General features: G+C 62.1%; 27 protein-coding genes and 1 pseudogene. 20 read left to right on the top strand and 8 right to left on the bottom strand.

Going from position 1 to position 23,225, the window contains the following annotated elements:
* Positions 1–197 precede the first annotated feature (197 nt).
* Together OC450_RS18280 and OC450_RS18275 are read left to right on the top strand one after the other, a co-directional pair.
* Positions 198–1,631 carry a sensor histidine kinase gene (locus OC450_RS18280; RefSeq protein ID WP_262048395.1) on the top strand — a complete coding sequence of 478 codons (1,434 nt, stop codon included), beginning with the start codon at positions 198–200 and terminating at the stop codon, positions 1,629–1,631.
* A 253-nt stretch (positions 1,632–1,884) separates the two neighbouring features.
* Complete coding sequence (locus tag OC450_RS18275; protein ID WP_262048394.1) at positions 1,885–2,610, top strand: phytanoyl-CoA dioxygenase family protein; 726 nt, start codon at positions 1,885–1,887, stop codon at positions 2,608–2,610.
* 14 nt (positions 2,611–2,624) lie between these two features.
* Here the strand turns inward: OC450_RS18275 and OC450_RS18270 are convergent, their stop codons facing one another.
* Complete coding sequence (locus OC450_RS18270; protein WP_211384874.1) at positions 2,625–2,810, bottom strand: hypothetical protein; 186 nt, start codon at positions 2,808–2,810, stop codon at positions 2,625–2,627.
* A gap of 301 nt (positions 2,811–3,111) precedes the next feature.
* Here OC450_RS18270 and OC450_RS18265 point away from each other — a divergent pair, with 301 nt between their 5' ends.
* The 5 genes from OC450_RS18265 to OC450_RS18245 all read left to right on the top strand — a co-directional run bounded on the left by OC450_RS18265 (position 3,112) and on the right by OC450_RS18245 (position 5,827).
* Positions 3,112–3,507 (top strand): response regulator, encoded by a 396-nt coding sequence (locus OC450_RS18265; RefSeq protein WP_211384875.1) that lies wholly within the window; start codon positions 3,112–3,114, stop codon positions 3,505–3,507.
* 729 nt (positions 3,508–4,236) lie between these two features.
* A complete protein-coding gene (locus tag OC450_RS18260; protein WP_211384876.1) occupies positions 4,237–4,380 on the top strand; it encodes a hypothetical protein in 144 nt (47 codons plus the stop codon).
* 237 nt (positions 4,381–4,617) lie between these two features.
* On the top strand, positions 4,618–4,776 hold the full coding sequence (locus tag OC450_RS18255) for a hypothetical protein (RefSeq protein ID WP_211384877.1): 159 nt from the start codon (positions 4,618–4,620) through the stop codon (positions 4,774–4,776).
* A gap of 370 nt (positions 4,777–5,146) precedes the next feature.
* Positions 5,147–5,395 carry a hypothetical protein gene (locus OC450_RS18250; RefSeq protein WP_211384878.1) on the top strand — a complete coding sequence of 83 codons (249 nt, stop codon included), beginning with the start codon at positions 5,147–5,149 and terminating at the stop codon, positions 5,393–5,395.
* A 147-nt stretch (positions 5,396–5,542) separates the two neighbouring features.
* Positions 5,543–5,827, top strand: a complete 285-nt coding sequence (locus OC450_RS18245; RefSeq protein ID WP_262048393.1) for a DUF6894 family protein — start codon at positions 5,543–5,545, stop codon at positions 5,825–5,827.
* Here OC450_RS18245 and OC450_RS18240 read toward each other — a convergent pair.
* The 4 genes from OC450_RS18240 to OC450_RS18225 all read right to left on the bottom strand — a co-directional run bounded on the left by OC450_RS18240 (position 5,821) and on the right by OC450_RS18225 (position 8,043).
* On the bottom strand, positions 5,821–6,039 hold the full coding sequence (locus OC450_RS18240) for a hypothetical protein (protein ID WP_256809419.1): 219 nt from the start codon (positions 6,037–6,039) through the stop codon (positions 5,821–5,823). The genes OC450_RS18245 and OC450_RS18240 overlap by 7 nt on opposite strands.
* The gene (locus OC450_RS18235) at positions 6,036–6,236 is read right to left on the bottom strand and encodes a hypothetical protein (protein WP_211384881.1); all 201 of its coding nucleotides are present in this window, start codon (positions 6,234–6,236) and stop codon (positions 6,036–6,038) included. The genes OC450_RS18240 and OC450_RS18235 overlap by 4 nt, the downstream gene beginning before the upstream one ends.
* 249 nt (positions 6,237–6,485) lie before the next feature.
* Entirely contained in the window at positions 6,486–6,914 is a 429-nt protein-coding gene (locus tag OC450_RS18230; protein ID WP_262048392.1) for a hypothetical protein, read from the bottom strand.
* Entirely contained in the window at positions 6,907–8,043 is a 1,137-nt protein-coding gene (locus tag OC450_RS18225) for an ImmA/IrrE family metallo-endopeptidase (RefSeq protein WP_262048391.1), read from the bottom strand. Before OC450_RS18225 ends, OC450_RS18230 begins: the two co-directional genes overlap by 8 nt.
* Positions 8,044–8,087: 44 nt before the next feature.
* Between OC450_RS18225 and OC450_RS18220 the strand changes: the two genes are divergently transcribed.
* Entirely contained in the window at positions 8,088–8,582 is a 495-nt protein-coding gene (locus OC450_RS18220; RefSeq protein ID WP_262048390.1) for a hypothetical protein, read from the top strand.
* A gap of 214 nt (positions 8,583–8,796) precedes the next feature.
* Positions 8,797–9,144: a hypothetical protein gene (locus OC450_RS18215; RefSeq protein WP_211384885.1), complete on the top strand. Its 348-nt coding sequence runs from the start codon at positions 8,797–8,799 to the stop codon at positions 9,142–9,144.
* A gap of 251 nt (positions 9,145–9,395) precedes the next feature.
* Here OC450_RS18215 and OC450_RS18210 read toward each other — a convergent pair whose 3' ends face one another.
* Together OC450_RS18210 and OC450_RS18205 are read right to left on the bottom strand one after the other, a co-directional pair.
* Positions 9,396–10,928: an FAD-dependent monooxygenase gene (locus OC450_RS18210; protein ID WP_262048389.1), complete on the bottom strand. Its 1,533-nt coding sequence runs from the start codon at positions 10,926–10,928 to the stop codon at positions 9,396–9,398.
* 230 nt (positions 10,929–11,158) lie between these two features.
* A complete protein-coding gene (locus OC450_RS18205; protein ID WP_211384887.1) occupies positions 11,159–11,503 on the bottom strand; it encodes a response regulator in 345 nt (114 codons plus the stop codon).
* Positions 11,504–11,986: 483 nt separating this feature from the next.
* Between OC450_RS18205 and OC450_RS18200 the strand changes: the two genes are divergently transcribed.
* The 6 genes and pseudogenes from OC450_RS18200 (at position 11,987) to OC450_RS18175 (ending at position 16,824) form a co-directional block, all read left to right on the top strand.
* On the top strand, positions 11,987–12,325 hold the full coding sequence (locus OC450_RS18200) for a hypothetical protein (protein ID WP_211384888.1): 339 nt from the start codon (positions 11,987–11,989) through the stop codon (positions 12,323–12,325).
* A gap of 266 nt (positions 12,326–12,591) precedes the next feature.
* A pseudogene (locus OC450_RS18195) lies at positions 12,592–12,867 on the top strand (phage terminase large subunit); the annotation flags it as partial.
* A gap of 112 nt (positions 12,868–12,979) precedes the next feature.
* On the top strand, positions 12,980–13,408 hold the full coding sequence (locus tag OC450_RS18190) for a GNAT family N-acetyltransferase (RefSeq protein ID WP_211384890.1): 429 nt from the start codon (positions 12,980–12,982) through the stop codon (positions 13,406–13,408).
* A 238-nt stretch (positions 13,409–13,646) separates the two neighbouring features.
* A complete protein-coding gene (locus OC450_RS18185) occupies positions 13,647–14,903 on the top strand; it encodes a CaiB/BaiF CoA transferase family protein (protein WP_262048387.1) in 1,257 nt (418 codons plus the stop codon).
* Between the two features lie 142 nt (positions 14,904–15,045).
* On the top strand, positions 15,046–16,251 hold the full coding sequence (locus OC450_RS18180) for an acyl-CoA dehydrogenase family protein (RefSeq protein WP_249129183.1): 1,206 nt from the start codon (positions 15,046–15,048) through the stop codon (positions 16,249–16,251).
* 9 nt (positions 16,252–16,260) lie between these two features.
* Positions 16,261–16,824 carry a flavin reductase family protein gene (locus OC450_RS18175; RefSeq protein WP_211384892.1) on the top strand — a complete coding sequence of 188 codons (564 nt, stop codon included), beginning with the start codon at positions 16,261–16,263 and terminating at the stop codon, positions 16,822–16,824.
* A gap of 25 nt (positions 16,825–16,849) precedes the next feature.
* Here OC450_RS18175 and OC450_RS18170 read toward each other — a convergent pair whose 3' ends face one another.
* Entirely contained in the window at positions 16,850–17,785 is a 936-nt protein-coding gene (locus OC450_RS18170) for an NAD(P)-dependent oxidoreductase (RefSeq protein ID WP_249129184.1), read from the bottom strand.
* Positions 17,786–17,933: 148 nt separating this feature from the next.
* On the opposite strand from OC450_RS18170, the gene OC450_RS18165 reads away from it, so the two are divergent.
* The 5 genes from OC450_RS18165 (at position 17,934) to OC450_RS18145 (ending at position 23,208) form a co-directional block, all read left to right on the top strand.
* Positions 17,934–18,917, top strand: a complete 984-nt coding sequence (locus OC450_RS18165) for an ABC transporter substrate-binding protein (RefSeq protein WP_211384893.1) — start codon at positions 17,934–17,936, stop codon at positions 18,915–18,917.
* Between the two features lie 79 nt (positions 18,918–18,996).
* Positions 18,997–20,691 (top strand): dihydroxy-acid dehydratase, encoded by a 1,695-nt coding sequence (ilvD, locus tag OC450_RS18160; RefSeq protein ID WP_211384894.1) that lies wholly within the window; start codon positions 18,997–18,999, stop codon positions 20,689–20,691.
* Between the two features lie 125 nt (positions 20,692–20,816).
* Complete coding sequence (locus OC450_RS18155) at positions 20,817–21,662, top strand: ABC transporter ATP-binding protein (protein WP_211384895.1); 846 nt, start codon at positions 20,817–20,819, stop codon at positions 21,660–21,662.
* Positions 21,659–22,444 (top strand): ABC transporter permease, encoded by a 786-nt coding sequence (locus OC450_RS18150; RefSeq protein ID WP_256809002.1) that lies wholly within the window; start codon positions 21,659–21,661, stop codon positions 22,442–22,444. The genes OC450_RS18155 and OC450_RS18150 overlap by 4 nt, the downstream gene beginning before the upstream one ends.
* Positions 22,441–23,208: an ABC transporter permease gene (locus OC450_RS18145; RefSeq protein WP_262048386.1), complete on the top strand. Its 768-nt coding sequence runs from the start codon at positions 22,441–22,443 to the stop codon at positions 23,206–23,208. Before OC450_RS18150 ends, OC450_RS18145 begins: the two co-directional genes overlap by 4 nt.
* The last annotated feature ends 17 nt before the right edge of the window (positions 23,209–23,225 follow it).

Genomic DNA, 23,225 nt, shown 5'->3' with positions numbered 1-23,225 from the left:
GCGCCCGTGAAGCGCCGTTTTCTGGAGTCCCTCATGGGCACGGATCTTGGGGACGGATCTTGGGCGCGGATGGTCGAAGAACTCGCGGCTGCGAGCCGCGCGAATGCAGCATCGCGAAAAAAGTTCCGGTCGCTTTTCGAAAATAAACTCGCGGGCGACCGCGTTGTCGAATACGCGGTTTCCGGTTACCGTGCCGAATGTCCCTGCTGAAATTCGACCGTTCGGTCCCGACGCCGGCCCTGTTCGCGTCCTTTCTGGCGCTCGACCAGGCCATCCTCGATGCGCTGCCGATCGGCGTTTACGCATGCGATGTCGAGGGGCGGATCGTTCGCGTCAACCAGCGCGCTGTCGAGCTCTGGGGCCGGGCGCCGAAACTGCGCGATCCCGAGCAGAAGTTCTGCGGCTCGTTCCGCGTCGAAAGCCTTGACGGCGATTTCATCCCGCCCGGCGAGACGCCGATGGCGCTTGCCGTGCTGACCGGCAAGAGCTTTGAGGGCGTGGAGGCGGTCGTCCACAATCCCGATGGAAAACGATGGGTCGCGCGCGTCAATGTCGCACCCCTGCGCGACGACGACGGCGCGGTCGTGGGCGGCATCAATTGTTTCCAGGATGTGACCCACGAGCACCAGATGCGGGTTGCGCTGGAGCGGCAGCAGCGCACCTTCGACCTCGCAATGATCGCCTCCAATATGGGGACGTGGCGCTACACTTTGGCCGACAACATCTGCATCTATGATCACAACGCTCAGCGGCTCTATGGCCTGACCGAGGCGCGCTTCCTCCACGACAAGGACGGCGTCGAAGCCAAATTCCACCCCGCCGACATGGATCTGATGTGGGCCCGCGTGGCCAGGGCGCTCGATCCGCAAGGCGATGGCCGCTACGAGGTCGAATACCGCGTCAGGCAACGCGACGGCAGCTGGCGGTGGCTGAGCGCCTGGGGCCTCGTGGAGTTCGAGGGCGAAGGCGCCGGGCGCAAGCCGGTCGCGATCGCCGGCGCCAGCCGCGATCTCTCCGAGCTGAAGCAGTCTGAAGAGCTGCAGCGCCTGCTCACCAACGAGCTCAATCATCGGGTCAAGAACACGCTTGCCACCGTGCAGTCGATCGTCAACCAGACGCTTCGGGGCGCTGTGGAGGTTGACGCCGCGCGCAAGACGGTCAATGCGCGTCTGCTTGCGCTGGCCGGAGCTCATGATCTGCTGACCGCGCGGGCCTGGGCGGGCGCCGACATTGCCGACCTCGTGGCGCGCACAATTGCGCCGTTCCCGGCGGGCCAGATGGTGCTCGATGGACCTTCGCTGGTGGTCTTGCCGACACAGGCCCTGGCGCTCTCGCTGGCCCTGCACGAGCTTGCCACCAACGCGGCCAAGTATGGCGCGCTGTCCCGTCCCGAAGGCCGGGTCGAGATTTGCTGGTCCGTGCAGGAGGGCGAGGTCGACCTGAGCTGGCGCGAAAGTGGCGGCCCTCCGGTTGCGCCTCCGAGCCGCCGCGGGTTCGGCAGCCGCCTCATCGAGCACGCAAGCCGCGACATCGCCGGGCGCTTCCGGCTGGATTTCGATCCGGCGGGCGTTCGATGCTGGATTTCGGCCGCGCTCGCCCCAAGCGAGGAGGGACTGCGGGCATCCGCCTGAGCCATCGCGGCAGGTCTGCCGAGCTCGCCCACCCCCGACAATCCGATTTCACGATTCGGATTTTATGAAATCAATTTGACCCGTCGAGCAAAACACCTGTATAAGGTCATCATCGCAACAGGTCCGAGGCTCATGGCGGCGCCCGTCGCGGTTTGTCTTGGACCGCGTCCTGCTCCCTCCAAGTCGCGGCGCGATGATGGCTGACCCTTGCATACCTCGCGTTGAGGTTGTAGGGAGCGCCATGAACGATTGCATGCCCGATCGCATGAGCGATTGTCTGACGGCCACGAAGGTCGGTCGGCTGGACGCGGAGCAGGCTGCCGGCCTCGACCGCGACGGCTATCTGCTGTTGCGCAGTGCGGTGCCCGACGCCTGGCGCGACGGCTTGCGCGCTGCCTTCGAGTGCGGCGTGGGCGCCGGCGACCAATGGTCCGCGCCGCGCGGCGCCGGCTGGCGCCACGCTCTCGTCGATCTGGATCCGGCGGTGCAGCAGACTTGCCGCCTGCCTTTGCTGCTGGCCGCGGGAGCACAGATGCTCGGCGGTCCCTTCTTTCTTGCCCAGGTCGAGGGCCGCGAGCCGCTGCAAGGCGGCGGCCATCAGCCCCTGCATCGCGACGGTGCAGGCACGAAGGCCGTTGCCGCCCTGGTCTTCCTCGACGCATACGGGCCGGACAATGGCGGGACGCGGCTCGTTCCGCGCCATCTCGATCCAGGCTTTGTCGGCCAGCCCCTTGTCGATCGAGGCCTCGCCAATCAGGCCCTGCCGGACGAGACCCTGGCCCTGAAGATCGCGGGCGAGGCGGGGGACATTTTGGTGTTCGACGCCGATCTGCCGCATGGGGCGACCTGCAACCGCTCCGGCGCGCGGCGCCGTTCGCTGCTGCTGAGCTTCATGCCGGAGCGTAATCGCGCAGCCATGGACGCCTGTCGCGCCATCCGCAACGTGCGCATGGACACCAGCGAAAGGTTCATCCCCTGAGCGGGCGCTCGGCGCTACTTGATGCTGACGAACATGCCCCAGGCGCCGGCCAGCGCCGCACCGGAGAAGACGATCAGCGGGTTGTCGCAGAACGCCCCGCCATAGGTGCACATGGTGACACCGAACGAGCCGATCTCGTGATTGCTCGCGGAATAGAACAGTCCCGACAGCACCAGCAATGCAGCGGCGACGTAATACATCGACGGTCACTCCTCGGATTTGGCAAAAGCGGCTTCGCCTGGCGCCGCCGCATAGGGCGGCCGAAGCACCGGCAAAGGGGTACGCGGCCAGCGTGGCACAAGGAACTTTCATTCCGCCAAATCGGGTCCGCTGCATTTTAGATAAACCTCGACGGGTCATCGCAAGCATCCCACTGGCGCCTGCGGGTGCGCCGGCTGGCTCGTTCTTCAGTTCACTTTTATACATTCGCCTGGAACCAAAGTTCCTCTGCCGCGTAGTCCCCGGCTCGCAGCGGCGCGGCGATGACAGGGGAGCCAGGGCGTGCAGGGTTTACCGGTGGTCCTGGTCACGGAAGATGACCAGCTCGTGCAGGGTATCGTCGAGGAAGCGTTGGCCGAGGGCGGTTTCGAAACGGCCACGGCGACGACCGGCGAAGAAGCGATTGCACTCCTGACGGCCGACGCCGACCGGTTTCGCGCGCTGGTCACCGACATCCATCTGGGAGGCAAGCTCGACGGCTGGGACGTCGCGCGCGCGGCGCGGGAGATCAACGCCAACATTCCCGTCGTCTACATGACCGGCGCTGCGGCCGACGAATGGGCGTCGAAGGGCGTGCCCAACAGCGTCCTCCTCAACAAGCCGTTCGCGCCGGCGCAGCTCGTCACCGCCGTATCGCATCTTCTCAACGCGGCACCGCCCAACACGGCGACGGAATAGACTGGCGCTGGCGGCACGACCTAGTTGTTGGCTGATGCCGGTTTTGACCCGCACAAGATAGGCCCACTTCGCGCAGCGTGGATCTTGCCAACACAGGACGGCGGAACTTATGTCCACTTTGGCGCTTAGGAACTCGCATCATGCGAGGTTGAGTCATGTCCGAGACCAGGGAAGCTGAGCCGTTGTCGCCGCGGCCTTCGCAATGGGGACCATCCTGTCCGAAGTGCCAGGCACCTTCGCGCTTCACGACCTCGATCCTTGACCTGAAGAACGACAGGCCGGTGCAGATCTATCGCTGCGACCGGTGCCGGGAAGAAATCTGGAATTGAGAGCGCCGCACATTGGATCGTGCGTGGTCCGCGACAACGCCCCCGGCGGAGCGCGCGGTTGCATGTCGAGCGGCGGCCTTTCAATTTGTACCACCCCGTCAACATGGAGAAGCTAGGCTGCCTTCGCAGAAGGCTGGCAATTGAGGCCGATGCAGTAATGACGGCCGCGCTGATCCCCCTATGGGAAAAGAGACCGAACGAAGCGCCATCGCCATTCAGAAGGAAATTGACCAACGGGATACCACTGGGCAGTGGGGGCCACTTCAAGTTGTCGCAGAGCGGCACCGATTTGGAAGTGAGCAATTTTGCGCAGCGGCTGAGCTTCAAACTGTTCCATGTAGATTGCGTTGCCGTCTCGACCTTTGGCACCTGCTAGGCGACCCCCTGAAAGGAGGACGCTATGGAGAACTACATTCACAAGGAGAACCTGGCTCTGTTCAGGAAGCGCCTCGCCGAGCCCCATAGCGAGATCCTGCACGATACACTTGTGAAGCTTCTCGCCGACGAAGAAGCCAAGGACCGACCACCAAAAAAAGGACCGTGATGCAGTTTCCGCAAGGAAGCGGAAGATGCCGGGAGCAGGCCGCCAGGGCTATGACCGCGCACGACAGGAAACGTGGCTTCGCCTCGCGGGGGATTGGATGAAATTTGCGCAAGAGGCGGACAAACGCGCCGACTCACAAAGCCCCTTCAAGGGATAAGGCCGCCTCAGTCGGAGGCCACCAAAATAGATTTGAACCATTCGCCTCCCCATCCGGTTGAACATGCGGAGGCGACACCGATGATGCCTGATCAACTAGCACGCCAAGAGCAAATTGCCCGCCGTCTGGGACAGTCCAGGCGCTTGCTGCGGGGGGTGACCGACGCTACGACTGCAAAGCGCATCGGTAATCTGATTGATGATCTGGAGCGCGAACTCGTGGAAGAAAAAGAGAAGTAGGGCCGTCCCGGTTGGCGACCTCGTTGCCAAACCTGCAATGTCGTCTGTTGGGCCCTTGGCAACATCTTCAGAATGGTTTCGATATCGCCGGCGCGGTAGGCATCAAGCCAATCGACAGCCGCGGCCATCGGGTCAAGGAGATGGTCCTGCCTGCGCGCTGTTCGACGAAACACGCCTGAAACAGTGTTGAAACCAGATTGCCCTGAACGCCGCGCCCGCTCTGTCCGACCAACGGAACGAGAAGGAGATCATCATGATCCAGATCGGTTCGAAGGAAGAAGTCGCGTTCCTGCTGGCGCTGTTCGGCACGCATACCCAGCCCGTCAAGAAGCCGCAGCCGAAATCGCGACAGAGCTGAAAGCGGAAAGCCATGCCAGGTTTGGCCGAATGCCAGAGCCTCCTGCGTCTCCTGATCGCCAGGGGCGACCCGAAGGCGATCCCGCTCGCCAAGGGCGCGATCGATCAATATTTGAACACGGCGCCGGTCTGCATGCGCGGACGCGGCCTGCGCGTGCTCCAGCGCGACGCGCTCGACCAGCATGGTGCCGCGGTCGGCGTGCAGCGCTCGTTCGCCGAGACGGTGGACGCCTATATCGAGCGCAAGCTTGCGGAGGAGTGAGCGTGCCGGCCCAGGCAGGGGCGCGTTGACGGGGCCCGATCATCCCGCACAAGCGCGTTGTTCCCGGAACTCGTTGCTTCTCGAACCCATTGATCTCAAGGGAATCTTTTCGTCCCGCCTGAAACCTTTGCCCGCTTCGGACCTATCTTGGTCAAAGGATGCAGGGCCCGGTATTACTTCGACCTACGCGATGACAATGGTACGGCGCGCGACGAGGAGGGGCTGGAGCTTGCCACGGCCCGCGCCGTGCAGGCGGAGGCGGCCAAGTCGGTTGCGGACATGGCGCGTGACGCCATCCTGTCCGCGCCGCTCACGGGCAGCAAGCAGACGCTGGCGATCGACGTTCGCGACGCCGGCGGCCCCGTGATGCAGGTGATATTCTCGTTCGAGATCGAGGATTTCAAGACGCGATCGCATGCGCGCGATCATTGACGCGTCAGCAAATTCGGCGGGGCCTGCAACGGGGCCTGATCGGGCTCCAGCACGGCTATCTTCCGGCCGAGCTGCCAGACCTCGACCTTGCCGTGCCGTGTGTATTGCTGCGCGAAGGTGAGCGCGGACGCATCGGACAAGGCCTCGAAGGCTTCGGCGGAGCGGAAGACGCCATTCTCTCCGACGAGATAGGCGCGATATTGCTGGCTCATGTCGGCGCCCTCAGGCCGGGCGACTGCAGCCAGGCATCGATGTGAATGGCGGTCTCGTCCTGCCGCGCCTTGCGCAGCAGCATCTCGCGGCGGCGTCCCGGCGCGAGCGCGCGGGCCTCCGCGCGAAGCCGCGCGGCTTCGTCGGCGAGCCGCTCGTTGAGCGTTCTGGTCTGCTTGAAACGTCGGCGGGTCGGCATGAACATCTCCCTCGTTCGCATCGGGCGGGAGCGCTGGTTCGCGTTCTCATCACCGGCCGTTGCCAAGTGCCTTGCGGTGATGGATTGAGCTTACGCCTCTGCCGGCGGGAAAGTCACATCATTTGATACGTTGGAAGATTAAATTGCGCGAGCAAGTTCAGTGACTTGAGTGACTTACTCATCTTGAGTGCTTGGGGTTAATGTGCACTTTTGGACAGGGGCGAGCTCAGCTCGCGCGGGCAAGACACGCTAGTCGTGATCCTCGATGTACTCTGCAAACGTCACCGCTTTGATGCCATCAATTTTCGAATACTTTTTCTTTCCCCTCTCATCCGTGACGACGATCAACCCCTCGCAGGTAGCCACCCCGGCAATTTGCCATTCCACAGCCTTGTCGTATGTCCCCTTCCAACCGAAGGTCGCTTTCGCGGTGTCCGCTATCGCGACTACGGATTCTCGGTGCTCTTCGGACAGCGGCTCTCGCTTAAAGTCCAAATCCTCAAACACTTTAGCTTCGTCTTCGTACACGGCATGCATCTCGTTCCAAGCGCAGCTAAAGATTCGCACTTGGCCACTTTCAATATCCGCTGCTGGAATAGCAAATTCGTTTGCAGAAGCATGGCTCCATGCAAGAAGTCCGCGCACGTCGAAAGTGTAACACGCGCTCTTTCTAGGCATCGGCGCCGTCTTCGGCGTCGCTGAGAGATGCTAGCGGAGCGTGCGTCAAGTAGTCCGATTGGTACTTGGGCTTGATTCCCGAAATCCGATAGAATTCATAGTCGTCAATCCTATCTTGTTGAAAGGCGGCGGAATACGCCTCGGCAAAGCGCGTTCCATACTTGGCAAGCTTATACTTCCACTCTTCAACGCGGCGTCCCCCCTGCTTCTGCGAAAAGTCCGGGTTCGGGTTCGCCTTCAAATACGACATCCACTGGGCCACAGCGGTCTCTTTGTAGTGCCCAGTTTCAACTAGCCGATACAGGCTCGCAGTTAGGGACAGCTTGATCAATGAAGAAAATTTACGGAGCTGTTCAAGATCTAAGCTATCGCTTTTTATGGTCTGGTCGGCGATCTTCTTGACGAGTGATTTAGGAGCGAGAAATTCAGCTGCAAACTGATTGCATTGCTGCTCGACATTGTTTTTGACTATCTCCGGGTCGGAGACGCCAGTCAGGTTTAATTTGCAATGGTAAACTTCGTGAGCAAGTGTGAAGAGGCGGCGAGCCGGAATTTGCGAAGTGGTATTTATGACGATGGAGTTGAATTTTGTTTTGCTTGTGAGGGCGAGGCCAATCCCATCCTCTGGAGGAAAGTGCATCTGAAAGACAAATGTCTCGCACTGCTCTACCTTGCGTCTAACATGCGCGTAGAAAAGGCGAGCATCCTTGAATTCGATTTGGTCAGTTTCGGATAGTTCAATGATATCGCGAAAAGCTGAGGCGGCCTTCGACGGAGTGTTGTACGCCTCTAGTTTGCTGGCCAAACTGTTCGAAGGCTTGATTTGATTTTTGATCGCAGGATCGTCCTGCACCTGGCGCGCGAATTCTATTGCTCGGATGGTGGCCCGTTGATATCCGTTGGGTGCCGGTTTTGCTAACCTGAAGTCCGGAATGCTTTTCTCAGGCGTCAGGTCCTCCGCAAACAGATAGAAGTCCGGTACAACCAAAGCCGAGGCTATTTTCTTGATGATCCCTTCCTTGCGCTTGGGAGGATCAACGAGCCACGCCGTCAGTTCTTTTTTTGATGTTTTCAACCGGCGTGCAAGCTCAGTCTCGCTGATGCCTCGCGTTGCGAGGAGTCGATCCACATTATTTCGGAGTGTAGGCACGACCCATCCCAAAGGTGATTCTTATGAGCTTAAGCGACTTCTCAAGTGTATTACAACTAGGAGTTGGCTTCCATGCGGGGACTGCCCTGCTTCAGCCAATCCTTGAGTTTGCGAGTACGCCAATTGTTGCACGCGCCGAACGGCTAGCACGGATCGCTGAACTTCGCGTTGCCCGCCTGCAACGCACGGGAAAGCCGTACGCCGGGGCGGAGACATTGCTTAATGATCTAAACGACATAAGGAGTGTGCTCGCACTCGACCGAGTTCTGTTTTTTCAAGAGTACAAAATTGCTGCGACTGCGAATGCGGCCTTTGCCCTAGTTTTGTACGCCTTACTGTCGTGGGCGGCTATGCAGCCAGATCACAAAGTCGATCTACTCTTTGCCATCTGTTTGATCGGACTCAGCGCGGGGCCAGCCTTGGCTTCGCTTTCAATTCTGTGGTGGAGGTGGCGGACTAACACGTCTTCAATCGAAGAGAAGCTAGACATTTTTCAGAAAGCGATTGGAAATTCATAGCCATGCCAATTTTGATATGCCAACAAAAGCGAGCAGCGGGCTCATAGCGATGAAGGCCTATCCTCCTTTTCATCACAAGCCTGAAGTTTGACACGTCGGGCAAAACATTGGCAGAATGGCATCATCGAAAAGAGTTTGGTTAGCCCGCGCGGAGCAGTCCGCCGCGGGCTTTTTGCTTCCGGAGATGCGATTGCCTTAGTCGAAGGATTTTGAAATGACCAAATTCAAGAGGAGGACTGAGCTGCACCTTCCTGTCGCTCAGCATGTCGTCAGTGAAGGTTTCAGGGCTCCAACGCTGGCCGATATCGAAACCCTGGCACGCGCCAAGACCGAAGCCGCGCTCAACGTGCTCGCGGCCATCATGTTCAGAGAGACAACGAATGCCTTTGCGCGGGTGGCCGCAGCAAACGCCATCCTCGATCGGGGATGGGGCAAGCCGGTGCAGCCTTTGGCTACGGACGCACGTCCGCGCGAATTGCTGCAACGGATCGAGCGCATCATCGTACATCCGGACCATTCGTCGACACTCAACAATGAGACCGGCGAACCCGAGGCTTCGTAAGCTTCGTACCGTCTTGTCTCCAGAGGAGTAATTGCAATGAACACACGGTCGCCAGCGACTTCAGCGGGGTCTCCAGGCGCGTTTTCACAGCAAGAGAACGCGGCTCTGACTGGTTTACCCCGGTGGATGCGCGAGGCACTATCTCATCAGCCGGCCCCTGCGCCATCACAGCAGGCCGGCCGAGTCGATGAACCTACGCATGGTAGTCGTGCGAATATTCGAATCTTGAGCCGAGTGCCTTCGCGTCCAGCCTAGCCTGAAGCCGGTCCGAACCACCTCGTCAGCGCGTCCGAAAGTCCGTGCTGGCTCTGGTCTCCCACCCAGGCCACGTGGCCGTCGGGCCGCACCAGCACTGCGCCTGGCGCGACGACCTGTCCGACGCACGGAAGCCCCCACGCGCCGTCGGTATCGGCGGCTATGTAACCGACGCGATCAGCCCAGGGCGTGACGTCGATGCCACCGGGCTTGCCGAAATCAAGGAGAACGCCGCGCGCCCGGTGCAGCAGCGTGAATAATCTCAAGCGGCGTCCTTCGATCGTCACATCGAGATCGGGCGCGCGCCGCCCGAGCAGCGGGTGCCCTTCGCCGAGATCGTAGTGAATGTCGAGCCCGCTCATCATCGCGCCAAAGCTCCGGCGCGGCGCGTCCATCGCGAGCAGTTCGGAGACGATTTCGCGCGCGGCCCTGAGGCCGTCGTCGACGCGGCGGAGCAGGGCGATTTGTGCCCTGGTGTTGCGCAGGACGCGCGCGGCGACGGGATGGCGCTCGGTGTGGTAGGTGTCGAGCAGGCTGTCGGGCGAGGCGCCCTTGACCACTTGCGCCAGCTTCCAGCCGAGATTGACCGCATCCTGCACGCCGGTGTTGAGGCCTTGTCCGCCGACGGAATGATGGATGTGCGCGGCATCGCCGGCGAGCAGCACGCGCCCCTTGCGATAGGACGCGGCCTGCCGTGCCGCATCGGTGAAGCGGGAGATCCAGGACGGGCTGTGGAGCCCGAAATCGGTGCCGTACACGGCGACGAGAGCTTCGCTGAGATCGTGCAGGCCGGGCTCGCCGGTACGCTCGAGCGTCGCTTCGGTCACGACGGCCAGCACGCGTCCGCTCTCGGTCTTGCTGAGGCCGTGAAAGCCGAGCGCGTCGTGGCGCAGGCCCCAGACGGGCTCGTCCCGCATCTCGACCTCGGCCATCAGGTTGCTGAGCGTCGGATCTGTGCCGACGAAGTCGACGCCGGCGGTCTTGCGCACCAGGCTGCGTCCACCGTCGCAGCCGACGAGATAGCTCGCGCGCAACGCTTCGCCGCCGGACAGCATCACGTCGACGCCGGTTTCGTCCTGCGCGAAGCCCGTCACCTCGGAATTTCGATAGATCGGCACCGCGAGCTCGCTGGCCCAGCCGGCCAGAAGGCGTTCGATGTGGCTCTGCCGCAGCGCGAGGCCGTAATTGTGCCGCGTCGGCAGGTCGCTGATGTCGAGCCTGGTCCAGGCGAAGCCCGCGAGCTGCGTGACTTGTCCCTCGCGCAGGAAACGGTCCGCGACGCCGCGCTGATCGAGGATCTCGATGGTGCGCGCGTGCAACCCGCCGGCGCGCGTGCCGACGAGCTCCTGGCTCGCGCGCCGCTCGATGACGGCGACGTCGACCTCGGCGAGCGCGAGCTCGGCGGCCAGCATCAGTCCGGTCGGGCCGCCGCCTGCGATCACCACGGCATGCCCGGACGGCGCCGGGTTCCTCGTGCGGGCTCGCTCGCTCCGGCCGCGCGACCGCGATGTCGGAAGCAGTACAGGCATGTCGTGACCCCTCGTCTTGGTGGCTGGGTCGGGGGTTCTACGCGAGGGTCGGGGACTTGAAGCAAGCCCCTTGCGCACCACATATCAAGCTGGAAGGAAGGGTCTGCGCTTTCGCGTTCGACGGTGTTTGACACGTCGGGCAAAACACCGGCAGAATGGCATCATCGAAAGAGTTCGGTTCGCCCGCGCGGGAGCTTCCCGCCGCGGGTTTTGTTTTGAGCATGCGACGTTCAGCAAATGCCGGTGGTTCGCTGCATGGTGCTGGCGAGTTCCTCGAACGAAAACGGTTTCCGGATCATCGGAAGGCCGTCGCGCCGAGGCTCGCGACCCGAGAGTTGCAAGATCTTCAGCTCCGGGTGGCCGCGGCTGGCCAGCTCGGCCAGCTCATGGCCGTCCATGCCTGGCATGTTGATGTCCGTGATGAGGATGGAGATATTCTGGTTCTGCTTGAGCTGATCGAGCGCATCCGGGCCGCTTTGGGCGCTGACGACGTTGCAGCCGAGATCCTCCAGCATGCCGACGAGGACGTCGAGCACGCCGGGATCGTCGTCGACAACCAGCACAGTATGAGTCATCGCGCCAACGTCCTTCCTGATGGAGGAGTAACGCGACGGCCATCACATATGTTCCTGTACGGCGTGGTCGAACGACCGGTGTTTGACACGTCGGGCAACACACCGGCATAATGCCATCATCGAGACGAGTTTGGTTCACCCGCGCGGAACGCATCCGCTGCGGGTTTTTTCGTCTCGATTTCGAGATCGGACGGTGGCCGCGCATCCGGCCACGCACTCGTCAAACCCGGAGCGCCGATCGGCGCGCCGCCGTCCGAACCATTGCTGGCCGCGCACGCGCGAACGTGCCGGTCCGCGGCGCCGGGCCTGTTGCTCGCGCCGCTGCGGTCTTCCGGGAACGGAGATAGGGTTCGCGCCCGAAACGATCGCGCTTCGTCACGCGATCTGCCGCGCATTTCTTTCTCAAGGAGAGGTCATGACAGCCTATCTGATATCGCTCGCGCTCGCGGGCCTGGTTGCAATCGTGTTGTGGGAGATTTTTTCTTGAGCGAGGAGATCCAATACGCGGTTGTGAGCGAGCCGGTCCGCTTGCCCGCGCGAAGGAAGACGTCCAGCGCGCGCACCCTGACCGAAATCCGCTCGCTCGCGCGCAGCCACACCAGAACTGCACTCAAGGTGCTCGTCGGCGTCATGTGCAGCGACGACGCAACGCCGGCCGCCCGTGTCTCGGCCGCCAATGCGATCCTCGATCGCGGCTGGGGCAAGGCCGCACAGCCGATCGAGAACGGCGAGGACGGCGTGCTGGAATTGATTCACCGGATCGAGCGGATCATCGTGCATCCGGGGAGCTCGGGCGACGCTGACGGTGGGGCCGGTGCTTGAGTTGTCGTAGAACTCATTTTCCAGTTCAGTCGGAGTTGCCGTTTGACTCGTCGGGCAAAACACCGGCAGAATGGCATCATCAAGAAGAGTAGGTTTAGCCCGCGCCGAGCGATCGGCCGCGGGTTTTTTGGTCTTGATGATGCTTTCGCTGGTTCCTGGTCTGCTTGCTGGTCCGGCGTTGCCGGTGAAATGCCGTCCAACAACGAAGACTGGACCACGATGTGGCGCAGGCGCACCGGCCTGCCGAGGGCGAGCGAGCGCATCCATTGTCCATCCTGAAAATTCCGACGGCGAAAATCTTCGAACCGCTGTTGAAACCCACCCGCTACAAGGGCGTCTACGGTGGGCGGGGCTCGGGCAAATCGCATTTCTTCGGCGAGCTTCTGGTCGAGACCTGCCAGGCCGAGCGCGGTACGCTCGCGGTTTGTATCCGCGAGGCGCAGCGCACGCTGGCGCAATCTTCCAAGCGGCTGATCGAGGGAAAGATCGCCAGCCTCGGCCTCGGTCACGGCTTCAAGCTCTTCAGCGACAAGATCGCCACCGGCCTGATGGGGGCGGTCTGGCTGGGTGTCAAGGTCGTGCTGGGCAAATGAGCCTTCGCGGCGGTGACATTGCGGCGCTTGCGCTCACATCATCCCACTGACGAGCCGTCTCATGTACAGAATTCGCATTGTCGATGCATCCGATGACGACGTCGCCGACACATTGTCTGATCTGCATCAGTTGACGTTCTTCGACGCGGCTGTCATGCCTCAATTCGAGTTGGGAACGTGGTGGCTGGCCTATCACGGTGACGATGCGGTCGCTTTCGCCGGCGTTCTTCCATCGACGCACGTCAGAAATGGCGGCTATTTCTCCAGGGTCGGGGTCTTGCAACGGCATTGGGGACGGGGACTTCAGCGCAGATTGATGCGTGTGGTCGAGGCGAGGGGGCGGCTTATCGGATGGGACAGCATCGTCTCAGATACGACGGACAATCCGACGTCTGCGAATAACTTCATCCAGGCGGGCTATCGGCTCTTCGAGCCGGAAGTGCCGTGGGCCTGGGCGCATACGCTTTATTGGCGAAAGAGGCTTCGCTGAGCAAGTTTTCCCGGCGTGCGGAACGTGCTTTTGCGATGCAGAATGGCCAGTTGTGAGATGAAGCACAACCTCGTCCGCCTGGAATGTCAGAGGGCCCGGCAGCTTGACCGCTGCCGGGCCCATTTTTGCGTATTCAAGCGATGCCGGTGAGGCACTTGCGAAGCGGGCGGTGGCGGGCTTTAAGTTTGCTCTCGCGGGAAATTCGGCGGCCATAAGCCGATGCAAGGGAGCGTTATCGATGCCCACCAAGCCTCAACTGCCCGAACGTTCGCCGCGGGCGACGGGAGGGCCAGCTGCGCTCGAAGGCCTGCTGGTTATTGATTTCACGCGTGTGGTTGCCGGCCCGGCCTGCACGCAGACGCTTGCCGATTTCGGCGCGCACGTCATCAAGATCGAGAATCCAGACGGTGGCGACGACACGCGTGCGTATGAACACGCCGAAATCGGCGGAGAGAGTGCTGCCTATCTGAGCCTCAACCGCAACAAGCGCGGCATCGCGCTCGACCTTAGCGTGCCAGAGGCCCGTGAAATTGCACTGGATCTGATTCGCAAGGCCGATGTGGTCGTCGAGAACTTTTCCACCGGGGTCATGAAGAAATTTGGCCTCGACTATGATGCTGTTGCGCCGCTCAATCCGCGGCTGGTCTATTGCTCGATCTCCGCCTACGGGCGCACCGGACCGTTTGCCGCGCGTCCCGGTTTTGATCCGATCACGCAGGCGGAAAGCGGGTTCATGTCGCTCAACGGATTTGCCGATGGCCCGGCGGTTCGTACCGGCCCACCCATCGTGGACATGGCGACGGGGATGTCTGCCTGCAACGCGATCCTGCTGGCGCTGTTGGCGCGGGATCGGCTCGGTCGCGGCCAGCATGTCGAGGTCGCCTTGTTCGACGTCGCAATGGGAATGACGGGCTTCTACGGCATGGCCTATCTGATCAACGGCGAGAATCCGGGGCGGTTCGGCAATTCGCCGAGCGGGTCTCCCACCGTCGGTGTCTACGAAGCCTCCGATGGGCCGCTCTACATGGCGTGTGCCAACGATCGGCTCTATCGCAGACTGGTTGTCGAGGTGCTGAACAGGCCCGATCTCATTACCGATCCGCAGTTTGCAACGCGCAAAGCCCGCTCCGAGAACAAGGAGCTTTTGCGAGCAGCCATCGCGGAGGTCTTTGCGGGCGATACCCTCGAGAACTGGATGGCGAAGATGAAGCTGGCCAGTATCCCGGTCGGCTATCTTCGGACGGTTGAAGAGGGGTTCAATGCACCGGAGGCTCGCGAGCGTCATCGCTTGAGCCGAATTCCACATCCTACCGCGGAATGGGTTCCAAACATCGAGACCCCGATTACCATGGGCCTGACAGGCGCGATTGATCCCGTCGCGGCACCGCTGTTGGGTGAACATACCCAAGACGTGCTGCGCGATACGCTTGGCTATGACGCCCACCGGATTTCGGAGCTCAGCCAAAAGGGTGTCTTTGGACCAGGCAAGCCATAGAGTTCGGTTTGAGCCTGAGAGGTTCGATCCCATGGGGCCAGCACGGGGGCCGGCATCGCCCGTCCGCTTGATTTGATAAAGTTCCCGCCGCATAAATGTGCCAGAGCGAGGGACACGAATGGCGTCTGGTCGAGAGCCGAGCATGGGCCAGCCCAACGGGCCGGAAACCGCTGAACGTGCCTATGCTGCGATGATGGCGAACGCCCGGGCTCTCGTACCACGGCTGCGAGAGCGGGCGGCGCGGACGGAAGAGCTGCGGCAACTCCCGCCGGAAACCGAAAAGGATCTCCACGAAGCCGGCCTGTTCCGGATGCTCCAGCCGAGCCGCATCGGCGGCGCCGAGCTCGACTATGTCGCTCTTGTCGACTGCGCCGAACTGCTCGGGCGGGCGGATGCGTCAGTGGCGTGGAATCTTGCCAATCTGGCGAGCCATCACTGGATGCTCGGCATGTTCGAGCAGAAAGCGCAGGATCTGGTCTGGGGCCACGATCCGGACGCGCTGATCGCATCCTCGTTCATATTTCCCGCCGGACGCGCCACGAGAGTCGAGGGCGGATACCGGCTCCATGGCAGCTGGCCATTCTCCTCGGGCGTCGCCTCCTGCGCATGGAACATGCTTGCGAGCGTGGTTTACTCCGACGATGAGGCAGACGGCATCGAGTATCGGATATTTCTGTTGCCGAAAGGCGACTACAAGGTCCTCGACACCTGGAACGTCGCGGGACTGCGCGGGACGGGGTCTTGCGACGTCGAGGTCAAGGACGCTTTCGTGGCCGACTACATGACAGTCGCGGTGGGCGATCTTGCCGGCGGCCCGACTCCGGGAAGCAAGCTCAATCCTAATCCTCTGTATGCGCTCCCCGTGTTCTCGCTGTTTCCTTACGTCCTCTCCGGTGTCGCGCTGGGGAACGCGCGGGCGTGTCTCGACGATTATGTGGAGGTCGCCCGTCACCGCATTTCTACCTACAACCGCGCCAAGCTGAGCGACTTTCAGAGCACACAGATCAAGATCGCGGAGGCCTCGGCAAAGATCGACGCTGCACACCTCATTATGCGCTCAGCCTGTCTGAATGCCATGGAAGATGCACGGCGCGGTCATGTCGCCGATATGGCAACCAAGACCAGATATCGGCGCGACGGGGCTTTTTCGGTGAACTTGTGCACCGATGCGGTCTCGATGCTGTTTGCCGCGAGCGGAGCGCGGGGCCTGTTCACGACGGGCGTATTGCAGCGGCAGTTCCGCGATGCGCATGCGATCAACTCGCATCTGGCGTTCAATTTCGATGCGGCCGGAACCAATTATGGACGCGTGGCGCTGGGGCTGCCGTCCGAGAATCTCACGCTGTGAGGCCGGACGATGAATGATCTGCCGAAGCAGCCGGCCGTTCCCGATCCAGCCAACGAATTCGCGAGCGACAGCTCGTCGATCGATCCTCGCGATTTTCGCAATGCGCTCGGTACCTACGCCACGGGCGTGACGATCATCACGGCTGCGGCCCCTGACGGCAAGCCCTATGGCCTGACGTGCAATTCGTTCGCCTCGGTCTCGCTGAATCCTCCGCTGGTTCTCTGGAGCCTCGTCGTCTATTCCTCCAGTTTGACCATCTTCCAGAACGCCAGTCATTTCATTGTCAACGTGCTCGGCGCTTCGCAACAGGCGCTTGCGAGCAAATTCGCCAAATCGTCGGACGACAAGTTCACCGGTGTGGACTGGACCCCGGGCCTCGGCAATGCGCCGGTGCTCGCCGAGAGCGTCGCCAATTTTCAATGCCGCTCGGTCAATCGCTATTACGGCGGCGACCACGTGATCTTCCTCGGTGCGGTCGAGGCCTATACTTACAATGCGGAAGAGCCGCTGCTCTTCGCGCGGGGGACGTTTGGCCGGTTTCTGGTCGACGAGGCGGGCAAGAAGGCACCTTAGCGTGCTTCAGTTCGCGCTCGACGGCTCAGCGCTCCGGCGCCGACAGCTTGTAGATCTCGAGCGCATCCGCGTCCGCGCCTCGTGCGGCCTTGGCGAGCCTGAAAAGTTGTCCCGCAAGCGAGGCCATGGGCACCGGCGTCGACGTCGTCTGTGCGACATCGGCGACCGTATCCAGGTCCTTGAGCATCGTCGCAATGTGACCGAGCGGCGGCGAATGAATGCCCTGGACCATCCGCGGTACGAACAGTTGGAGCGGAATGGAATCTGCGAAGCCGCCGGCGAGCGCTTCGGGCAACCGGTGGGCGTCGATTCCGGCGTTCACGGCAAGGCGTGTTGCTTCCGCGAGAACAGCCATCGCGCATCCGACGATCACCTGATTGCATAGCTTCGTAGTCTGGCCGGCACCAGTCGGACCCATGAGGGTGAGCCTGCGCGCCATAGCGAGCACATAGGGCCGAACCCTCTCGATGTCGGCTGCCTCTCCGCCGGCCATGATTGCAAGGGTGCCTTCCTCGGCCCCCTTGGTGCCGCCGGATACCGGTGCGTCGATCCAGCCAGCTCCGTTCGCAGCTTTCAGTCGCGCCGCGAGGTCCCGTGCGGCGTCAGGGTGGATCGACGAGAAATCGACTATGAGCTTTCCTGCGCCGGGAGCGGTTGAAACGCCGTCGGGTCCGAAGATCACCTCTTCGACGGCGGCGGCATCCGTCACGCACATGAAAATGATGCTCGAGCTCTCCATCAAGTCGCGTGGGGCCGCTGCGCGCCTGGCGCCGGCCTCGACGAGTGCGGCCACCTTGCCTTCCGAGCGGTTCCAGACATTGACCTGATGGCCAGCCTTGAGCAGGCGCCGGGTCATCGGAGCGCCCATCAGTCCAAGGCCGAGATAGCCGAGCCTCTCGACTCCTTGCGGGTTTGACTTGCTCGCATCAGCCATAGGTTGCCTCCTTCCGCCGCGGCGCAATGCTGCGCGCCCGCCGATTTACCATACATGGCGGATCTGACGGCGAAACCGCCCGGTCCGCATGGCTTGCCTGATTGTTTGAACCATGAAACATTTGCCCGGGTCGGGTTGGTGGCGCGGTTGGCGCCGGAGCAGCGGAGTGGGCACGATGCGAACCGTTTCGAGATGGATCCTGGCATTGGGGGCGGCTGCGGCCGCGATTGCGGGCTCAGGTCCGTCATGGGCACAGCAGACGATCCGCGTCGGCTGGACGATTCCGGCCGAGGAATCCAAGTACTGGATGATGCGCCGCCCGGCTGAATTTCCCAATATCGGCAAGACATACAATATCGAATGGACCCAATTTCAGGGTACTGCGCCGATGACGCAGGCATTGGCGGCCGGCGCGCTGGATTGCGCAACGCAGGCGCCGCTGTCGCTCGCCAACGGCGTGGTTGGGGGTAACCTCAAGGCCTACATCGTGGCGCAGCACGTCTTCGAGAAGCCCGGCGGCTTCTCGGTCTACTGGGCGGTCATGGACGACTCGCCGATCAAGACGATCGCCGATCTCAAGGGCAAGACGGTCGGGATTTCCGTGATCGGCGGCGGCACGCAAGGCCCGTTCAATCTGCTCCTGAAGCAGAATGGCGTGGACCCGACCAAGGACATCAAGCTGGTCGAGGTCGGCTTTGCCGTCTCCGAAGATGCATTGCGGCAGGGGCGCGTCGATGCGGTCAACATGAACCAGCCGTTTGCCGCGCGCGCGGAGGCGAAGGGCGGCACTCGCAAGCTGTTCTCGCTGTCGCAAGCCATGCCGAACATCGTGCACATCCTGGAAGCCTGCCGGGCCGATTTCGTCGACAAGAATCCGGAGTTGGCGAAGGCTTATGTGCGGGACATTACCTCTGGCATGAAGAAAGCGCTGGCCAATCGCGAAGAGACGCTGAAGGTCGTCAACGAAGTTCTGAAGGCACCTGTTCCGGTTCTCGATACCTATCTGCTCAAGGACAATGATTTCGGCCGGGATCCGGGTGCGGCACCGAATTTCCCCGCGATCCAGAAGATGCTGGACATCTATGCCGAGACGGGAATGCTGCCAAAACTGGACGTCGCCCAATTCAAGCATCCGACGATCGTCGCGCCGCTGCAATAGACGACGGAGCGAATGATCCGAATGAGGATGTCGCGGCGTCCCCGGATGATCCGGGGCGTTGCATGAAGAAGATGCAAGTATGAAGAAGCTGCGATCACGGGTCACGACAGATGGCCTCGACCGGGCCCCGCACCGCGCATTCATGCGTGCAATGGGGCTCGACGACGCTGCGATCGAGAGGCCGATGGTCGGCGTCGTCAGCATGAAGGGCGAGCAGACGCCCTGCAACATGACCCACGACTTTCAGGTCGCTGCGGCCAAGACGGGAATCGAGGAGGCCGGCGGTACGCCGCGCGAGTTTTCGACCGTGTCGGTTTCCGACGGCATCAGCATGAATCACGAGGGGATGAAGTTCTCCCTGTTTTCACGGGAGCTGATTGCCGACTCGATCGAAGCCGTCGTCCATGGTCTCGCCTACGATGCGCTGATCGGGTACGGCGGATGCGACAAGACGCTTCCCGGCGTGATGATGGGCATGGTCCGTTGCAACGTGCCGTCCATTTTCATCTATGGCGGCAGCTCGCTGCCGGGGCGCGTGGACGGGCGGACCCTGACCGTGCTGGACTCCTACGAGGCTGTCGGCAGCTTCATGACCGGAGAGATCGACGGCGCCACGCTCGAGCGGATCGAGCGGGCCTGCCTGCCGACCATCGGTGCCTGTGCCGGCCAGTTCACCGCGAACACCATGGGGATGGTGTCGGAGGCGATGGGCCTCACCATTCCCAACGTGTCGATGGTGCCGGGCATCTATGCCGAGCGTGCGCAGATATCCCGGCGCGCCGGACGCCTGATCATGGAGATGTTGGAGCGCGGCGGGCCGTCGCCGCGCGACATCGTGACGCGGAAATCCCTGGAAAACGGCGCGGCGATCGTGGCCGCCACCGGCGGTTCGACCAATGCCGCGCTGCATCTGCCGGCGATCGCGAACGAGGCCGGCATTGCATTCACGATCGATGATGTCGGTGAAGTTTTTGCAAGGACGCCGCTGATCGGAAACCTGCGGCCGGGAGGCAAATATACGGCGAAAGACGTCTACGATATCGGCGGCGCGGCCGTTGTGATCCGCGAGTTGATCCAGAGCGGGCATATCGATGGCAGCTGCTTGTCGGTCACGGGCCGAACGCTCGCCGAGGAATATGGCGCGTCCAATACCCCGGACGGCGAGGTCATTTACACCGTGCGCGCGCCAATCATGCCCGATGGTGGCGTGGCCGTGCTGAAGGGCAATCTCTGTCCTGACGGCGCGGTCATCAAGATCGCGGGCCTGAAGAGCCAGTTCTTCGAGGGCGTGGCGCGCGTTTTCGAGGACGAGGAGGCTTGCGTCGCAGCGGTTCGCGACCGCAGCTACAAGGCGGGCGAGGTGCTCGTGATCCGCAATGAGGGGCCGGTCGGCGGTCCCGGCATGCGCGAGATGCTCGGCGTCACGGCGCTGATCTACGGGCAGGGTATGGGCGAAAAGGTGGCCTTGATCACCGATGGACGGTTCTCCGGCGCCACTCGCGGAATGTGCATCGGCTATGTATCTCCCGAGGCCTTCATTGGTGGTCCGCTGGCACTGGTTCGCGATGGCGACAGGATCCGGATCGACGCCGCAAATCGGCGGATGGATATGCTGGTCGACGAGCAGGAACTTGACGCGCGCCGACACGATTGGAAGCCACGTCCGCCTCGCCACCGCGCAGGCGCGCTCGCGAAATATGCGCGATTGGTTGGCCAGGCACCGGGCGGAGCCGTCACGCATGAGGGACCCGCCGAATGGCCCTGGTTCGAATGACGCAGTTCACGTGCCCGGAAACAGCCGGTGGTCTGGCAAGTTTCTTGCTGTGCTCCTGCCGCTGATGGTGCACATTCAGCACATCGGTTGCGTGATGTCCGCGCGTGAGTGAAGCGAGAGGCGGGATGAAGGTTGTGCCTTCGAGATCGAGCGAATGGGTGAGACCGGTGACGTCACAAGAGCCGGCTTCCGTGATCATCGAGATCGACCGCGTGTCGCAGGTCTTCCAGACCTCGGCGCGCAAGGATCATGTGGCGCTATCCGACATCTCGCTGACGATCGACGACGGAGCGTTCGTCTCGATCCTTGGTCCGTCCGGCTGTGGCAAGTCGACGCTGCTTTACATCGTCGGCGGTTTCGTTACTCCGACCAGCGGCTCGGCGAAGATAAAGGGGCGGCCGATCACGGGGCCGGGGCCTGATCGCGGTCCGGTGTTTCAGGAATTTGCGTTGTTTCCGTGGAAGACGGTGCTGGGCAACGTGATGTATGGCCCGCGTCAGCAGGGCATGCGCCCCAGCGAGGCAGAAGCACAAAGCCGGGCCTTGATCGAGATGGTCGGCCTCAAGGGCTACGAGAACTTCTATCCCAAGGAGCTGTCGGGCGGCATGAAGCAGCGTGTGGCGCTGGCTCGGACGCTGGCTTACCATCCTGAGGTTCTGTTGATGGACGAACCGTTCGGTGCGCTCGATGCTCACACCCGAACGCGCTTGCAGAACGATCTGTTGAATATCTGGGAGCGCGACCGCAAGACGGTGTTGTTCGTCACCCATTCGGTCGACGAGGCCGTCTTCCTGTCGGACAAGGTCGTGATGATGTCGAAGTCGCCCGGCCGCATTCGGCAGGTGATCGACATCGATCTGCCGCGGCCGCGGCGTCGCAACGAGCTGTTGCTCGATTCGCGGTACCAGAAATACGTCGTCGATATCGAGCGCATGTTCGATGAGGTCGAAGAGACCGGATCGCCGTCATGATGTCGCTAGCGGCCCTGGCCAAGCGTGCCGCGCCGGTGTTTGCCTGCATCGGGCTTCTGGCGGCATGGCAGGCTGCGTCATTCGCGCTGAAGAACGACAGCTTCCCGACGGCGATCGAGGCGATCCGTGCAATCCCGGATATCCTCGGGGACAAGGAAGCGCTGATCAATATCCTGGCTTCGCTTCGCCGCATGGCGATCGGATTTGGTGTGGCGGTGATGGTTTCCATTCCACTAGGTCTGTTGATGGGCCGCAGCCGCGCGGTGGCCGCCTTCTTCAATCCGCTCCTGATGGTGATCTACCCGGTTCCGAAGGCAGCCTTGATGCCGATCATCATGCTGTGGCTCGGCGTCGGCGACGTCACGAAGACGCTGGTGATCTTCCTCGGCGTCAGCCTGCCCGTGATCTATCACAGCTTTGAGGGCGCCAAGGCGGTGGAAGAGAAGATGCTATGGTCGGGCGCCGCAATGGGGCTTTCGCCGGCGCAACGGCTGGTCCGGATTGTGCTGCCGGCGGCGCTTCCCGAAATTCTGACCGGTTGCCGCACGGGACTCGTGCTGGCGCTGATCACGATGATCACCAGCGAGATGATCGCCCGCCAGTCCGGCGCCGGCAATATCCTGTTCAACGCGCTCGACATGGGCCAATACGACACCGTCTATGCGATGATCATCATCGTGGGAGCGATGGGTATCTGCCTCGATGCGATCTTCGAGCGGGTCCGCGCACGGCTGGTGCGCTGGTCAGAGCCTCAGTTCGACCTGCCGCTGAGCTTCTCATGACATCGCGCTTTCTCCCAGCAAACGTCATTCTTGGGCTTGCGCCGATCGTGCTGGTGATCGCGGTGTGGCAAGGCCTCGTGTCATTCGGCTTTGCGCCTGCGGTCCAGCTGCCGCCGCCGGGTTTCGTCTTCGGCCGGCTGGCCCAGCAACTCGTGACGTGGACATACCAGCAGGAGATCGCGGCAACCCTGATCCGGCTGTTTGCCGGTTTCGCGATCGCGGTGGTGCTCGGCGTGAGCATCGGCATCGCCGCCGCCGCCAGTCCCGCGATCAATGCCGTGGTTCGGCCGATCGTTCGGGTTTTGGCGCCTTTGCCTAAAGTCGCGCTCTACCCGGCGCTGTTGCTGCTGCTCGGTTTCGGTCACGGATCGAAGATCACGCTGGTGGCGGCGGATGCGCTCTTTCCCATTCTGCTCTCGACTTACTATGGTGCGTCGACCGTCGAGCAGAAGCTGATCTGGTCGGCCATGGCGGCCGGCACACCGCGCTACGAGATCCTTTTCAAGGTGGTGCTGCCGGCGGCGATGCCGTCGATCCTGACCGGCTGCCGGATCGGCCTTGTCATTTCCTGCATCGTGGTGTTTCTGGCCGAGATGATCACGTCGACGGACGGGCTGGGCCATGTGCTCGTGACGGCAGCCCGGACCTTTCAGGCTGTCGACATGTTCGTGCCGTTGATCACGATCTCGCTCTTGGGGTTGATCCTGAACGGCCTGTTGGGTGCCTTGCGATCGTACCTTTTACGGGGCTTCCCCGAAACGTGATCTGACTAACGAGAAAC

The organism is Bradyrhizobium sp. Bra78, assembly GCF_024519855.1.
GTDB classification, from domain to species: Bacteria; Pseudomonadota; Alphaproteobacteria; order Rhizobiales; family Xanthobacteraceae; genus Bradyrhizobium; species Bradyrhizobium japonicum_G.
The sequence above is the reverse complement of the archived record's forward strand: the minus strand, read 5'-3'. Positions and strand labels throughout refer to the sequence as shown.